Raw genomic sequence first — 15,833 nt, forward strand, 5'->3', positions numbered from 1 at the left:
AATCTGATCGAACAACCGATCATTTTTTATCCCAAAGACTTTCAATGATCGTATGAAGCGCTCTATACCAAAGTTTATTCTTACCTTATTTATGCTTTGCCTTGCTGTTACCACCAAGGCACAATTGGCAGCCGGAGACCTAGTATTTACCGGCTTCAATATTTTTGATGATAACGTAAACGGGAGTACGCAGAATGATGTATTCTCCTTTGTGATGCTGAAAAAATGTCCGGCCAATACTACCATCTATTTCACTGACCTGGGGCTTTACAATGGCAGCAGTTTCCAGAATCTTAACTGTGGCACAGGCAATGGCGCCCAATCAGATGGTATAATAAAATGGGTATCTCCCAATTATGACCTCCCACCAGGTAAACAGATAGTGATAAAGTCTAAATACAGCCCAAGTGCTACTATTGGTACTGTTACTGCTGTTACTGCCACCAAACTAAAGGCATCCACCTATGTAAGTCTGGGTTTGGCTGGTGATCAGTTATTTGCGTATTTGAGCTCCAATGGAGACCCATCCGCCAGCCTGCAATTACTGGCAGGTGTCAACATAAACAAGAAGACCTGGGAAACCAGTTTTGATCCCTGTATGCTGACTTCCTCCAAATCAGCGAAGCCAACGGAAACGGCTACACTAAAATTTCCCAGCATATATGCTGTCAATGGGAGATATAATTGTTTAAAAGTGGTAGGCAGTTCCGCGGGTTTGAGAACTTTACTTACAGATTCTACAAACTGGAATAAAGATTACACGCAATCTACCAGCTTTCCTGCCTCCTTTAACCTCAGTACCACCGCACCCTGCGACCTTGTGGTAGTGAACCCGGATGCTAATGGCATTGTGTATGTAGATATAAATACGACAACACCCGGAGATGGCAGCTCCTGGGCTGCACCTGTAAAAGAACTACGTGATGCATTGACAGTAGCTAATGAAAGCGGTAGCCCGATTAAACAGATCTGGGTAGCTAAAGGAACCTACCTGACAGGTGCTAGCGGAGCAATGTGCATAATTCCAACTGGTGTAAGCATTTACGGCGGATTTAAAACTGGTGGAGATGCTACACTCGCTGCCAGACAACCTTCCCGGAATCCGGTAATCCTGAGTGGAGACGTCGGCAACGACGATACAAAACTGAATGGCATTACACTGAACGCTACGGACATTGGCGGAACCCCCAATACAAACACCTGGTTAGGAGTACCTGCCTATGCAACCAATATACAACTCGACAATCTCATATTTACTGGTGCTGCCTTGAACGCCATTAACATACTGTCTTACGCCAATGTAACGGTAACCAATACACGTTTTATGGGTAATGGCAGTGGCATAGTTGTGTCCCCATCAGCATCACTTATCACTAAGAATACCGCATTTTATGGCAACGGAACGGCCATACAGTCTGATGGAACCTTGAACCTACAGAATATTACCATCGCAGGTAACAACAATGGTCTGATAACTTCCAACACTAATGTCACCGCAACCAACTGTATTATCAGTAATAATAAGTTGGCTAATACCATCAATAACAACTTTACGATTAAGTATACGCTGATAGATAATATTTTATATACACCAGCCGGACAAGAACCTGCTGTCACTGTTAAATTTGTTAATATAACTACCGGTGATCTTCGACTCGATAGCAGTAGCCGAATCATCAATAGGGGAGATCCTGCCACAAATACTACCGGCATTAATGTAGGTAATATGGATCTCGCTGACTCTGTAAGGATTAATAATAGTATCATTGACCTGGGAGCCTATGAATACCAGGCCCAGAAGCCAACGATTGCATTTGCGGCATTGGGACTTACCTATGGCGATAAGGTACAACTGCATGTCACCACCAATAGCGATGGGGTTGTGTTGTATACAAGTGATAATCCCGCTGTCACCGTCATTTCAGGTGATTCCCTCTTTGCGAAAGGTACTGGCTCGATTTCAGTACATGCACAAACGTTAGCGTCAAGAGCTTACCTTCCTTCGGATATGGTTTCAGCAAACGTTGTCATAAATCCTAAAGATTTGCAGGTACATGCCCGCGATACTACAAGGGAATACAATACTGCCAACCCAGTTACTCCAAATATTGAATGGTCCGGATTCGCATTCAATGACAACCCTGCAATATTCAGCCAGCAGCCAACAGTCACCTATGGCGCTACTGCCGCTAGTCCTGTAGGCACATACCCAATAACGCTCAATATTGCGGGTGTTGGTAATAGCAATTACACGTTGCATCCTTTTAATGGGGTACTTACGGTTGCTAAAGCAAATCAGGTTATCACCGCGCCGGCAGGATTAATCAAAAAATATGGCGATGCTCCATTTGATCCAGGTGCTACCATCAGCAGTGGACAAGCCATCACGTATACACTCGTGAGTGGGCCAGGTGCTATCAGTGGAAACCAGCTTACAATAATTGGTGCAGGTACCATTAAAGTTACCGCCAGCCAGCCAGGTGGTTCTAACTACAATGCTGCGGCAGATGTAACCTTCGATATCATCGTTAATAAAGCAGAAGCCATTATCACTGCCAATAATGCGTCCCGCAATTATGGTGATGCTAATCCTTCGTTCACTTATAGCCTGGGAAGCCTCGTTAATGCAGGCGACCTTAGCATGATCACCGGCAGCCCAGTATTAGCGACTGCAGCGACCAACACATCCGCTCCAGGAGCCTACGATATCACCGTGGCGCCAGGAACGCTGGCATCGGATAACTACACGTTCAGATTAGTAAAAGGTACGCTCACGATCAGCAAAGCAAATCAGACGATTACATTTAACAGTCTTACTAATAAAACTTATGGAGATGCTGCCTTTGATCTCTCCGCCACGGCCAGCAGCCTGCTTCCGGTGACTTATACAGTGAGCGGTCCTGCTACGATCAGCGGTAAGACACTCACTATTACTGGCGCCGGAACAGTAACGGTAACGGCTATACAAAATGGAGATGTTAATTATCTTGCAGCTACCAATGTACAGCAAAGCTTTACGGTGGCCAAGGCAGCACTCACAGTTACCGCCGATGATAAGCAGGGATTATTTAATCAGGCGATACCAGCTTTGACTTATCAGGTTACAGGATTTGTAAATGGTGAAACAGCAGCCGTAATTACAGGTAACGCGGTACTTGCAACAACAGCTATCAATGGTAGCCCCGTAGGCGTTTACCCGATTACTACAGATGTAAGTGGTATGAACGCTGCTAACTATACTATTAGCGGCGCAAACGGTCAGTTAACCATTGTAATAGCCACACAGGTGATCAGCTTTAATCCACCTGCCAGCAAGACTTATGGTGATGCGTCATTTGCATTGAGTGCTTCCAGCACCAGCGGCTTAACAACCTCTATTACTTTGGTAAGCGGCCCGGCAACACTCAACGGTAACATGCTGACCATTACAGGGGCAGGTAATATTGTGGTAGAAGCAAGTCAGGCAGGTAATGCGAATTATGATGCTGCAACAACAGTATCTAAAACCATTACGGTGCAAAAAGCTATACTAACAGTAAAGGCTAATGATTTTAGTCGTGCTTATGGCGAGGCTAACCCAATTTTTGATGCCGCTATAACTGGCTGGGTAAATGGCGACCTTCCTGCTGTTGTCAGCGGTACGCCTGCGCTATCTACTATCGCCACGACCACTTCTAATACAGGCGCTTATGATATCGATATTACTTCCGGATCTTTAAGTGCAGCCAATTATGATTTCATCCTGATAAAAGGTACGCTCACGATTGGTAAAGCGAATCAGACGATTACATTTAATAATCTTACAAATAAAACATATGGAGATGCTGCCTTCGATATCTCCGCTACTGCCAGCAGCCTGCTTCCGGTAACTTATACAGTGAGCGGTCCTGCTGTGATCAGCGGTAAGACACTCACTATTACTGGCGCCGGTAATATAACGGTAACGGCTATACAAAACGGCGATGGTAATTATCTTACAGCCACCAATATGCAGCAAAGCTTTACCGTGGCAAAGGCATCGTTAACAGTTACCGCCGATGATAAGCAGGTATTGTATAATCAGGCAATACCAACTTTGACTTATCAGATTACAGGCTATGTAAATGGTGAAACGGCAGCTGTAATTATAGGTAGTGCGGTAGTTGCAACAACAGCTACCAATGGTAGTACTGTGGGTGTTTACCCGATAACTACAGATGTCAGCGCTATGAGTGCTCCTAACTATACTATTAGTGCAGTAAACGGTCAGTTAACCATTGGGAAATCTACACAGGTGATCACCTTTACTCCACCTGCCAGCAAGATTTATGGTGATGCGCCATTTGCATTGAGTGCTTCCAGCACCAGTGGCTTACCGACCACCATTACTTTGGTAAGCGGCCCGGCAATACTCAACGGTAACATGCTGACCATTACAGGAGCAGGTAATGTTATTGTAGAAGCAAGTCAGGCAGGTAATGCGAATTATGAGGCTGCAACAACAGTATCTAAAACCATTACGGTGCAAAAAGCTACGCTAACGGTAAAGGCTAATGATTTTAGTCGTGCTTATGGCGAGGCTAACCCAATATTTGATGCCGCTATAACTGGCTGGGTAAATGGCGACCTTCCTGCTGTTGTCAGCGGTACGCCTGCGCTATCTACTATCGCCACGACCACTTCAAACACAGGCGCTTATGATATCGATATTACTTCCGGATCTTTAAGTGCAGCTAATTATGATTTCATCCTGATAAAAGGTACGCTCACGATTGGTAAAGCGAATCAGACGATTACATTTAATAATCTTACAAATAAAACATATGGAGATGCTGCCTTCGATCTCTCCGCTACTGCCAACAGCCTGCTTCCGGTAACCTATACAGTGAGCGGTCCTGCTACGATCAGCGGTAAGACACTCACCATTACTGGGGCAGGAGTTGTAACGGTAACGGCTATACAAAATGGAGATGGCAATTATCTTGCAGCCACCAATGTGCAGCAAAGCTTTACAGTGGCCAGGGCAACGTTAACTGTTACCGCCGATGATAAGCAGGTATTGTATAATCAGGCGATACCAGCTTTGACTTACCAGATTACAGGCTATGTAAATGGAGAAACCGCAGCTGTAATTACAGGTAGTGCGGGAGTTGCAACAACAGCTTCCAACGGTAGTACTGTAGGCGTTTACCCGATTACCACAGATGTAAGTGGTATGAGTGCCGCTAACTATACTATTATCGGGGTAAACGGTCAGTTAACCATCAGTCGGAATAGTCAGCAGATCACCTTTACGCAGCCTGCTGATAAAACCTATGGCGACGCGCCATTTGCACTTAGCGCTTCCAGTAACAGTGGCTTACAGGTAAGCTTCAGTGTTGTTAGCGGGCCGGCTACTATTTCCGGAAATACGGTGACGATCACTGGCGCGGGTACTGTAGTGATTGCAGCAAACCAGGTTGGTAACAACGACTATGACCCGGCAACCGGCATAAATAAGTCATTCCTGGTAAACAAGGCAGCCGTAACGGTTACCGCACATATAGCAGAGAAAGTATACGACGGACAGCCATATAGTGGTGGAAATGGAGTGGACTATCTTGGACTGGTAAACAATGATCAGCCAGTGGTATTAGGTACTGTAAGTTACGGTGGTAGCTCACAGGGAGCCATCAACACAGGCAGTTATGATATCAATCCGCAGGTACCTGGTAATGACAATTACACGGTAACATATACTGCATCTCAATTAACTATTAAAAAGGCTAAGCAGACAATCACCTTCACTACCATTGGTGATAAAAATGAAGGAGATCCTCAGTTTACGATTAGTGCAACCGCTTCCTCAGGATTGCCAGTAAATATTAACAGCGATAATGCAACGGTTATCATTGTTTCGGGGAATACCGGCACGGTAGGAAGTGCTGGTACAGCCACTATCACCGTTACGCAACAAGGGGATAATAACTATGAAGCAGCAACGCCAGTAACACAAACGATTACTGTCACTGCTTATCCGGTACCTGAAATTACCGCCGATGGCCAATTGCAGTTCTGTGATAAATCCAGTCTGTTGCTGAAAGCATCTCCTGCGCCGGCTTATGCATGGTATAAGGATGGTGTAAAAATAAATGGTGCTTCTTCAGCAACCTATCAGGCGACCAGCTCAGGTATGTACCTGGTGCATGCCATCTATCCTGGACAGGAAAAAGCTTCTATACCGGTGTCAGTAACCGTATATCCGTTACCGGTAGTGGATATTCAGGCATCATCTGCCACCATTATCAGTAAAGGTGCTACCATTACGCTGATGGCAAGTGGTGGTGATACCTATACCTGGAAGCCAGCAGAAGGCCTTAGCAACACAACAGGAGCCGTTACCAATGCCCGTCCAACACAGAACATGACATACACTGTTACTGTCGGTACCAGCCAGGGATGTTTTGCAGAAGGAGCTATTAATATTGAAGTAAAAGATGATTATAAACTGGAAGCATCTAACATCCTTACGCCTAATGGTGATGGAAAGAATGACTACTGGATTGTGAAGAATATTGATCTCTATCCGGATAACGAAGTAAAAATCTTTGACCGTGCAGGCAGAATGGTGTTCCAGCAACGCAGCTATATGAATAAATGGAATGGTAATATGCTTGCTGAAGGTACCTATTACTATATCATCACATTCGGTGCTGGTAAACCTACCTTTAAAGGTTTCATCACCATCATTCATGACTGATAATGGAGTAGACAATAACGACTAAATAAAAAATGGCGCTGTTACAGAACAGCGCCATTTTTTTTATAATGAAATAAAAATATTAAGCCAGGTGAAGGCGGGACAAGATAGTTTGTTTTTGCCTTTCTTCATTGAAGTTTATAACCAATGAGCCTTTTACATTACCATTTGCGCCTGTGTGTCCCAGCAGTACTTCTTTGTCAGCGGCATTTCTGAGTACCTGGATATTCGGATCGACGCCATGGTGATGTCCACCCACAATAAAGTCAATATCTGTTGATGTTTCGGCAAGGTTCATGTTACATGCTTTATCACCATTTGGATCAAATCCCAGGTGGGAAAGGCAGATAACCGTATGGCAACCTTGTTGTTTCAGGCGTTTGGCTACTTTATTGGCAGATTCGATGGCAGGTAAAACTGTAACGCCGTCGATGTTATTCAACGTTGGTCCTACGCCGGTAATTCCAATTTTAAGTCCGCCTTTGTAAACAATAATTTCCTGCTTTACTTTTTTAATTAGTTGTGCATCAGTAAATCTATAATTACAATTCACCAATTGGAAATTCATGGCAGAGATCAGAGAAGCAAGAGCGGCTTGTCCAGCTGCCAGTTCCCGGTTTCCGATAGTAGCGGCATGATACCCGGCTTTATTCATAGCAGCAATAGTAGCCAGGTTCCTGGTGCTATTATTACTTCCATCGGTAAAGTCGCCGGCATCTACGAGGAGATCCCGGGTTGGGGTAGGGGCGCTAAATACATTACCATGCATATCATTGGTATAATGTACATGTAGTAACGCATCATCGCCTGAAAGCCTGATTACATGCGGATGGTCAGATGCCATGGCTCGGAAAGGAGATTTGAATAGCAGTAAGCCTGCTGCTAGAGAGGTGTTTCGGAGAAAACTACGACGTGTGTTCATAAGTGATAGGGAATACATGATAAAGATACGCGCAAAACATGGGAGGGCAAAGCTTTTGTGGATAAATTTGAGAAGATATAATTGGGGAAGAGAGGGAAGGAGACGATAGCCATCATCCACCCAGCTGATAACAAGAATTTTTTTATGGTAGAATTATAAAAGTATGTACCTTAACCGGCCTTAGTTTATACAGTTGGCCCTTATAACCGGCTTACCAAAGAGCTCATAATTTTATCATTCTTACTTTCAATCTTTTTTATGGTTGCATTTAGTCAGGAAAACAATTCCGAAAAAGGTTTAATTAAAATATCCGTCATGTATCCTTATGCCGAAGGCAAAACCTTCAATATGGAGTATTATGAAACAAGACATATGCCAATGGTGGCGAATATTTTAGGGTCGAATCTTGTTAGATTTACTATCGAAAAAGGACTTCCCGAGGGGAATCCCGATCAGCCACTGGCTTTTATTGCCATCGGAACTTATTACGTGAAAAATTTAAGCGAATACCAGGCGGCTATCACTCCAAACAGAGATGCTATTCGTGCAGATTTTGTAAACTATACTGATAGTATGCCGATCATTTTTGTAAGTGAAGTCGTAGTATAAAGTACGGCGGCATATGTATAGTTATTCCTGGTTTATCTATTGTATTCTTCATATTCATTTGTATGATTTACCTTAAACTGGTAAAAACAAAAAAGCCGTTCCATATTAGAAACGGCTTTTTTGTTTTTATATAATTTGGCTAATCCTAGCCTTTTTTATATCCTATATTATCAATTACTGATAACCTAAGAAAATATCTATTACAGACAAATTGATTAATCGTTGTTATGTGTTAGATGAAAATCATTACCGCGTTTATTGATGATAATGTTACGTTGCGGCAGAAAATCATAAGCACGTTGCACCGTATTGGGACTTATTTCCAGCACATCGCCCAAGTCATGGGTACTGATTACCTTCTCTGGCGGCTTACATTTTTACAGGCTTTACTAAATTTTCAGACAATAGAATAATGCAAAAGGCTGCGGCACAAATTTATGTTGAAGCCTTTTGGATGCTGTGATCCCGGAGGAATTATATTAAGCACTGTTACTTTTATTTCTTGCTTTTTAATCGGGTAAACAACTGTTTCTGCGATCCATCCTTATTTATTTTATACAAATTCCACTCATCAGTACCAATAGTCTCCAGATGAAAAGAGTTAGCTGGGTCCGCCATTGCGGCTTTCACCCAGCGAGGGAATGCATTAGCGGCTCTCGCCCTTTCCCAGGTGTTGATGACATTAAAGATAGCGTCCTTTTGCGGGCAGCTTTCCACGTCTTTTTGATTTAGGTAAAGACTATACGTAGTTCCCAGTCCTACGGAGATGGCCTGTATATGCTCATATTCGGCAGCTGTAGATGATGATGTAACAGGAAAATTTCCCCCCATACCTACGGGGAAATAATTGGCATAGGTAACGTCCCGCAGATCTTTACCCTGGCTGGTGGTGCTTCCCCATTCTCTTGTTGTAGCATCATAAAGATTTTTCCCTCCACCAACATTCCAGATACTCTGATAATGCCAGGAGCCTTCTGATAAAGTGGCTCCCGTAAAACGAATGGAAGGAAGTCCTAGCTCAGTCGCTCTTTCAAACATTTTGCGAAAAAAACGCTTAGCCGAATAATACCCGTGGCCATTATTAAATAAAAATTCTTGTCCATCGAAATCATAATACCCCAGCCCATTGATAGCACAAACATCTGCATAATACCTGGCTATTTCATTTTGCAGTGCCATATTGGGAATAATACCATCATAGCCATAGTTGACCGTTACCTGTAGCTTATAAACAGTATCTCCAGCTGCATGGGAAGTGGGATGTGTATTCCAATAGCCCCGTTGCACCTGCAGGAGTCGGAATGGCGCCTCCTTAGAAACTCCCAGATAATGTATCAGCTCCTTACCGATTTTAACCATGTTAAGATTAGGACAATGGCCTTCCCAACTGGCAATTTCTTCCAGGTATCTCGGATCGTTAATCACAATATTTGTGTCACCCGGCTGGATCTCTACTGTCAGCAAGCGTTTTTGTTGATAACATAAACTATCAGATGGTACAGGACTTGCATCCAGGGTACCAGGAGCCAATGCATTGGTTATAGTAGTTCGTCCTATAATAATACCATGCTTTGCTGCTAGTTCCGAGAACGTCTTATGTGACAAATTCCCGGATGTCATATGAATGGGTTTCGTCTCAAAATTCCTTCCATCGATATATCCATTATTTGCGCGGTCTGGCCTTAAAAAGCCCTGATCATACAGACTAATGGCCTTAAACCCCAACCTGGAAGCATAAGAAATAATGCTATCATTCAAATTACCGCTGGTAATGGCATCTGGTACAAAGGCCGTAGGATCTTTTACCCATTTACCATTAATAGTAGGGTAAGGCAATTTTTCGGACAGCACAATATTTTGTACTACATCCATCAATGCAGTACTATCGGGACTTCCCCACAAGGCAATGGAAGAACCGATATAATCTACACCAGATAAGGGCTCTACTGAAATATGATTAGGAGTATTGGCGGCCATATGTGGTATCAGAGAATAATTTACTTCGCGTGCAATGGTTCTGTCGCGTGATTGATACGTTATTGAGATCCTTCCTTTACCATCCACCTCTGCAGCATTGCCATACATGATACGATAGTATGGCTCTTTATGTCCATAAAACGCGACATCACTGATTCCATCCCCTCCAAGCGAAAATACTTGTCCCTCATGCAATGTGGCTGGCAAAGGATACCTAGCGGAATCAGGTGAATGAATAATATATTGAAATGGTGCAGCATCCGCCACTGTTTCAGCAGTACCCCCAAGTGTATTATCATTTAATGCCAGCATGCCAATGGCATAGTTAACAGCAGCACTGGTATCACGGCTCGCACCAATAATTTCACCTAATAGATTGGTAATATTGGTATGATAAGATCCCCATTGAATAACATCCACACCATTTCTTGGTGCCAGTGATTGCAAGGTGAATTTTAAATATTTTTTCTTTGGGGAGATAATCACCTTAGCCACGGATCCATTATCATAACGCAGTTGAATCGATTTATCTGCTTTGTTGTAAGTGGCTGTCACTGGCAGATAATATGTTTTCTTCTGACTATTATACAAACTCAGTACAGGTGAAGGCTTATCAACAGGACTAAACTCTCTGGCCGGAATTACCGTAGTATTTTTCATACTGGTAATCCATCCCTTATCATTGATATGTACTTTGAAATAGGCAGTACTGAAATCAGATTGAGCCCATAGGGTAATGGAAAAAAATAACCCTAAAAATAAGGCAATGACTTTTTTTACAGACATCATGGAATACATTGTTCACCACTGCCAATGATAATATTGGCAATATCCAAATATAACTGCTTTCCTGTAGGATTATCGGTAATATTTTGACTTATTCAGACTATTTCTTGATATATAAATGAATTCAACCTGCATGTCTGGCAATGTTGAATGTGTGGATATTCGATTTACGATAGGGGGGAAAATACCATTACTAGATGATATCAACCTGTCAATTATTGCAACTACGTTTAAGCAAGTACGATTTTTTAAAACTTATTGATCACTGAGTAGTCCTTATAAAAGGATGCTTAGAATATCAAGATCCAACAAAAGGAACTCGACTAAAAAACAAAACCCCCGTCTCTATAGTTTAGATACGGGGTGTAAGATTTCTTCTTCCATCTCGCTGGGACTATCTCAAAGGCTGTTGTAGCGACACCTTTCACGGATTTTAAAGCTAGTGTATCCGAATTTGTATACTTCTGGATTAGCTTACTTTGTACCGGATTGAAAACTTATATTCAATTTTAAACGTCAATTATCATTTTTACATTAAAAAATGTTATTGGTGAGTTAACCTTCATTTATTCACATAACAAAGACTTTTCCTGGACAACGACTCATTAATTTTCAGCTGTAAAGACTACGATTGCTTTCAAAATGGAAAACATTTAAAATGACCAACAAAGCTTATAGAGAATGGCTGGTGGATATAAAAAACAAGGTAAAACAAGCTCAATTAAAGGCAGTTTCCAATTTCAATATAGTTTTAATAGAACTTTATTGGGAACTAGGAAAGGAAATTGTCTCCAAACAAACTGAATACAAATGGGGAGAAAATTTTCTGGAACAACTGTCTATCGATCTTAAAAAAAGTTTCCCACAGATCAATGGATTCTCTCGCAGAAATTTGTATACAATCAGACAATGGTATGTTTTCTTTTCTCATCAATTTGAATTTGTGCCACAGCCTGTGGCACAATTGCCATGGTCGTACCAACGACTGTTAATTTCTAAAGTTAAAGACCTTGAAATAGTAGTTTTATATGCCAAAGCCACCCACAAAAATGGTTGGTCCAGGAATCAATTAGAAATTAATATTAAACATAATTATCATTTAAGACAAGGAAAGGCTGATCACAATTTCGAATCAACTCTTCCTAAACCACAGTCTGATCTGGCAGCAGAGACTATTAAAGATCCATACCATTTTGATTTTCTCGGATTAGAAGAGAATGCGCAGGAGCGGGAGATTGAACTTGCCCTAACTCAGAAGATTACCTACTTTATGCTGGAGCTGGGAAAGGGTTTTGCTTTTGTTGGCCGTCAATATAAATTAGAAATCAGTGATTCAGACTATTTCCTGGGTTTGTTATTTTATCATCTGCACCTCCGTTGTTTCGTAGTCATAGAATTAAAGGCAGGAAAATTTCTACCTGAATATGCAGGCAAGTTGAACTTTTATCTTTCTGCGGTAGATAGTAAATTAAAGCACATAACGGATAGCCCATCCATCGGAATAATCTTATGCCGATTAAAAGATAAAATAGAAGTGGAATATGCTCTTCGCGATTTAAATAAACCTATTGGCATTAGTTCTTTTGAGTTATCCGAAATAATTCCTGATGACCTTAAAACTCAACTTCCCACAATTGAAGAAATGGAAAAAGAATTATTGGACGAGTAAAACATTTTTCCTTATTTGAAACCAAGTAACATTCTTTACTGATAAGCCTTTACCAGAAAAAAGAATACACTAAAAGGTAAAACTGTTTTGTGTAACCTTTCAGATTCGTTTAGTATGATTCGCCTTTTAATAGAGAAAACAAAAAAGCCGCTTAAATCCTGTGATTCAAGCGGCCTTAATAACCTTTGATATTCTTGTCTGTGATCCCGCTGGGACTCGAACCCAGGGCCCATACATTAAAAGTGTATTGCTCTACCAACTGAGCTACGGAATCAAACAATGATGTTTGTGTTTCATTGTGTTGGGACGCAAAGATAGGGAAAACTATTTCATAATCAACTTTTTATGTAAGTTTTTTTGAAATTTTGTTTGAATCCACGGGCTATGCTTGGCTTTTTTGTACATGATAGCCTTTGTCAGCATAAGGCGTCAACTCCATCATAACAAGGGTTTCCAGCGTTTTTAACGCCGCTTTTATGTCCGCCTGAGGATCTGAAGGGACTTTCAGAATTTCTACTATTTCATACGCAAATCCTGCCTCACCATAGGTATTCCAGTCCTGCTGTAATGCTGTATTAGCATGGTTGCCACTCATCAATTGTACCCGCAGACTATTCCATGCACGGTCAACATCCATGCTGCTGCCTATAAATAATTTGTTGTTGTGAATATTACGCAGCTGGTACACGCCTTTGCGGAATTCCATTTCCTTGAATTGCTGCTTTAACTCTTTCTTTGAACTCATCATGCCTATTTTAACTGCTGATCAATAAAATGTTTTGCTTTGTGAAGGAAGTCTTCATATGTAGCAGGGTAGCGACGATTAAGGTATAGCGCGAGTATACCGGTAGTTCCCGCCAGCAAGGCCTCCTTACGGAAAGCCGCCTCTTTGCCGGAGATAATACCCTGTGCTACCAACTGCTGCCAGTCGGCCGTAGTCAAGTCTTCTAATAAGCTTACCACCAGCTGCGTAGTGTCGCCGCTGCCGCTGATATCACTCAACTTCTCATTAAAAAATAATTCATAGATACCCGGATACTGAATGAAGTACTCCATATACGCCAGGGTAACGGCTTTCAGGTGCCTGGCGCCCAAGGTCTGCTTCTGCGCTCGCTCCTGTGCATAGGCAATGCATTCCGCCCGAAAGTCATGCACACAAAGAAATACCAGGTCTTTGGCATCTTTAAAATAATTATATAATGAAGCAAACGAATAACCCGCCCTGTCCGCAATATTGCGCACACTCACACTTTTCAGCCCCTCGCTCTTTAAAATCTCCTTGGTGGCGGCAATGAAATAACCGCGCACGCGCTGCTCCTGTAATTCTTTTTTTCCTGCCATTCTGCAAATATATTGAACAGTGTTCAAAATTTGAAATATTGTTCAAAAATGCTCCAGACAACCATTCAGCCACCTACCTATACCATTAAACCAAAATGTTTGTATAAATACCACAGGTTGATTATTTTGTCCCAATCAACTATATGCACGCTAAGTATGGAAACAGGAACAATGTCTGCTGCCGGACTGAATAAGAAAGGATTGCAGCCTAAACAACATTATGAGGTACTGGACGGACTCCGTGGAATTGCCGCTATCGTAGTAGTATTATACCACTTCATGGAGATGTTTATCTCTGATTATAGTAAAAACTTCGCCGGACATGGCTTTCTGGCAGTTGACTTCTTTTTCTGTCTCAGTGGCTTTGTCATTGCGTATGCCTATGATAGCCGTATCGCCACTATGGGTCTGAAAGAATTCTTCATCGCAAGGATCATTCGCCTGCACCCACTGGTGCTGCTAGGTACTATACTAGGACTGCTCGCATTCCTGTTCGACCCCTTCCTGGCCGTGCCCGCAGGATATAACGCGGGAAGAATCATCGTGATATTCATCGCTTCTGCACTGCTAATACCTTTTCCTGTAATGGCAGAAAGGTCTTTCAATCAATTTGGTTTGAACGCGCCGGCATGGTCACTGTTCTGGGAATATGTAGCGAACATCGTTTATGCAACCTTGCTCTATCGCCTGAATAAACATATCTTACTGATACTCGCCATTATCTCCGCTGCGGCGCTATGCTATGTAGGTTACTCCGCCGGAAACCTCATGGGAGGCTGGGGCAAAGATACCTGGTGGCATGGTGGCGTAAGAGTCGCATATTCCTTCCTGGCTGGTATGCTGGTATACAGATATCAGTTTATCATCAAAAATAAAATTGGCTTTGTGGGCATATCCATTCTCTTACTCTGTGGATTGCTACTGCCTTCTTTTAAATTAAATGCACTGGCAGAATTGCTAGTCATCATCTTTTACTTCCCGCTGATCGTTGCATTAGGCGCAGGATGCCTGCCAGGGACCTATGCCGCAAGGGCTTGCAACATCTCAGGGAAAATATCTTACCCGCTGTATATGACTCATTATGCAGCATTGTTTATATTCTTGAATTATTATAACCTGTATAAACCTGATACAACACAACTTGTAATTATTATTAGCTGCGCCATTCCTGCTTTAACGGCATTTGCTTTCCTTGTGATGAAATTTTACGATGAACCTGTCAGAAAATACCTGACAGCGTTATGGAAACGCAGTAGATAAGAACAATAAAAAATGTTGTGCCGGAAGAAAAAACAATTAAGCCGGCACAACAATTGATCTATTGAGATTTATATATCTGTTTTGTTACCTCAACATTGCAGTAGAAAAGTTGTTAACCAGATGCAAGCAATTTTCACTGTAATGTCTTAAGATTAGGATCATAAATAAAATAACCATGGCAAAGGAGAAAACCACGAAAAAAGACAATCCGGAAAATGAAAATCCTCCCACACCCATTACACCGTATGTAAATAACGAATCACTTTGGGATGCTATCCTGGATCAGCATGAAGACTATCCGGAAGAGGATGAAGATGAACCAATGAACGACGCCGACAAAGAAGGGAAAGCTTAGTTTTTATTGTTGGTCATCTTCCTATATGCGAATTCCAGTATTGACGCCTGCTGTATGTAGCGCGAACCATGCTTTTATGGATCATGCATAATTTGTAAGCTAGCTGCTTAGTGAGATTTTATTAAACAAAGATTTGTTATTTTAGAGATTGTTGTCGCAATGACAACCAATATTGTTTTGCCAATATTGTAGATCT

At 42.0% G+C, this 15,833-nt stretch carries 9 protein-coding genes and 1 tRNA gene; 5 read left to right on the plus strand and 5 right to left on the minus strand.

Going from position 1 to position 15,833, the window contains the following annotated elements; translation table 11 throughout:
* Positions 1-52: 52 nt before the first annotated feature.
* Positions 53-6,718, plus strand: a complete 6,666-nt coding sequence (locus ACE38W_RS15600; RefSeq protein ID WP_375832175.1) for an MBG domain-containing protein — start codon at positions 53-55, stop codon at positions 6,716-6,718.
* 82 nt (positions 6,719-6,800) lie between these two features.
* On the opposite strand, the gene ACE38W_RS15605 is transcribed toward ACE38W_RS15600, so the two are convergent.
* Complete coding sequence (locus tag ACE38W_RS15605; RefSeq protein WP_375832176.1) at positions 6,801-7,640, minus strand: metallophosphoesterase; 840 nt, start codon at positions 7,638-7,640, stop codon at positions 6,801-6,803.
* Positions 7,641-7,898: 258 nt separating this feature from the next.
* Here ACE38W_RS15605 and ACE38W_RS15610 point away from each other — a divergent pair, with 258 nt between their 5' ends.
* A complete protein-coding gene (locus tag ACE38W_RS15610; RefSeq protein ID WP_375832177.1) occupies positions 7,899-8,249 on the plus strand; it encodes an EthD family reductase in 351 nt (116 codons plus the stop codon).
* 495 nt (positions 8,250-8,744) lie between these two features.
* Here ACE38W_RS15610 and ACE38W_RS15615 read toward each other — a convergent pair whose 3' ends face one another.
* Positions 8,745-11,015, minus strand: a complete 2,271-nt coding sequence (locus tag ACE38W_RS15615; RefSeq protein WP_375832178.1) for a hypothetical protein — start codon at positions 11,013-11,015, stop codon at positions 8,745-8,747.
* A 655-nt stretch (positions 11,016-11,670) separates the two neighbouring features.
* Here ACE38W_RS15615 and ACE38W_RS15620 point away from each other — a divergent pair.
* Positions 11,671-12,681, plus strand: a complete 1,011-nt coding sequence (locus ACE38W_RS15620; protein ID WP_375832179.1) for a YhcG family protein — start codon at positions 11,671-11,673, stop codon at positions 12,679-12,681.
* A 201-nt stretch (positions 12,682-12,882) separates the two neighbouring features.
* Here the strand turns inward: ACE38W_RS15620 and ACE38W_RS15625 are convergent.
* From ACE38W_RS15625 to ACE38W_RS15635, 3 genes are all read right to left on the minus strand, one after another.
* A tRNA-Lys gene (locus tag ACE38W_RS15625) sits at positions 12,883-12,955 on the minus strand.
* Positions 12,956-13,063: 108 nt separating this feature from the next.
* A complete protein-coding gene (locus tag ACE38W_RS15630) occupies positions 13,064-13,426 on the minus strand; it encodes a GIY-YIG nuclease family protein (protein ID WP_375832180.1) in 363 nt (120 codons plus the stop codon).
* Positions 13,427-13,431: 5 nt separating this feature from the next.
* Positions 13,432-14,022 (minus strand): TetR/AcrR family transcriptional regulator, encoded by a 591-nt coding sequence (locus ACE38W_RS15635; RefSeq protein ID WP_375832181.1) that lies wholly within the window; start codon positions 14,020-14,022, stop codon positions 13,432-13,434.
* 156 nt (positions 14,023-14,178) lie between these two features.
* Here ACE38W_RS15635 and ACE38W_RS15640 point away from each other — a divergent pair, with 156 nt between their 5' ends.
* Positions 14,179-15,282, plus strand: a complete 1,104-nt coding sequence (locus ACE38W_RS15640; RefSeq protein WP_375832182.1) for an acyltransferase family protein — start codon at positions 14,179-14,181, stop codon at positions 15,280-15,282.
* Positions 15,283-15,457: 175 nt separating this feature from the next.
* Entirely contained in the window at positions 15,458-15,637 is a 180-nt protein-coding gene (locus ACE38W_RS15645; protein ID WP_375832183.1) for a hypothetical protein, read from the plus strand.
* Positions 15,638-15,833 lie beyond the last annotated feature (196 nt).

It is taken from the genome of Chitinophaga sp. Hz27 (genome assembly GCF_042263525.1).
Classification (GTDB): domain Bacteria; phylum Bacteroidota; class Bacteroidia; order Chitinophagales; family Chitinophagaceae; genus Chitinophaga.

What these genes read in the sequence shown, in the direction of transcription:
- ACE38W_RS15600 (WP_375832175.1), top strand. Translation starts at nt 53, where the DNA reads ATGAAGCGCTCTATACCAAAGTTTATTCTTACCTTATTTATGCTTTGC.
- ACE38W_RS15605 (WP_375832176.1), bottom strand. Translation starts at nt 7,640, where the DNA reads ATGAACACACGTCGTAGTTTTCTCCGAAACACCTCTCTAGCAGCAGGC.
- ACE38W_RS15610 (WP_375832177.1), top strand. Translation starts at nt 7,899, where the DNA reads ATGGTTGCATTTAGTCAGGAAAACAATTCCGAAAAAGGTTTAATTAAA.
- ACE38W_RS15615 (WP_375832178.1), bottom strand. Translation starts at nt 11,015, where the DNA reads ATGATGTCTGTAAAAAAAGTCATTGCCTTATTTTTAGGGTTATTTTTT.
- ACE38W_RS15620 (WP_375832179.1), top strand. Translation starts at nt 11,671, where the DNA reads ATGACCAACAAAGCTTATAGAGAATGGCTGGTGGATATAAAAAACAAG.
- ACE38W_RS15630 (WP_375832180.1), bottom strand. Translation starts at nt 13,426, where the DNA reads ATGAGTTCAAAGAAAGAGTTAAAGCAGCAATTCAAGGAAATGGAATTC.
- ACE38W_RS15635 (WP_375832181.1), bottom strand. Translation starts at nt 14,022, where the DNA reads ATGGCAGGAAAAAAAGAATTACAGGAGCAGCGCGTGCGCGGTTATTTC.
- ACE38W_RS15640 (WP_375832182.1), top strand. Translation starts at nt 14,179, where the DNA reads ATGGAAACAGGAACAATGTCTGCTGCCGGACTGAATAAGAAAGGATTG.
- ACE38W_RS15645 (WP_375832183.1), top strand. Translation starts at nt 15,458, where the DNA reads ATGGCAAAGGAGAAAACCACGAAAAAAGACAATCCGGAAAATGAAAAT.